This is a genomic window from Paenilisteria rustica, from assembly GCF_013820765.1.
Taxonomy (GTDB): domain Bacteria; phylum Bacillota; class Bacilli; order Lactobacillales; family Listeriaceae; genus Listeria_A; species Listeria_A rustica.
In genome coordinates, this window is the sequence record NZ_JABJVM010000062.1 from 1 (window position 1) to 255 (window position 255).

General features: G+C 41.6%; 1 protein-coding gene. It reads right to left on the reverse strand.

Translation table 11 applies throughout. The features are described 5' to 3' along the window. A partial coding sequence (locus HPK16_RS16695; RefSeq protein WP_181677985.1) for an immunoglobulin-like domain-containing protein occupies positions 1–255 on the reverse strand: 255 nt, incomplete at both ends.

A 255-nucleotide genomic window follows, 5' to 3' on the forward strand; every position in this document is an offset into this window, starting at 1 on the left:
CCAAGCTTTCTGGTCCAGCAACAGATACGTCTTTTGTATCAATGATAGTGCCTTCTGAGTTGTAACCAATCATTTTAACTACGTCTGTTTTGTCTGTAATCTTATCTTTTGCGTAATATTGTAGCGCGCCTGATCCTGTTACTGCCACGGCTGGGTATACTTTTCCGTTGACTGAAATGGCTACTTTTGTCACAGAACCTGTGTAAGTTCCTGTCACATAGCTGTCTGCGCTAACGATGAATTCTTTTGGTGTTA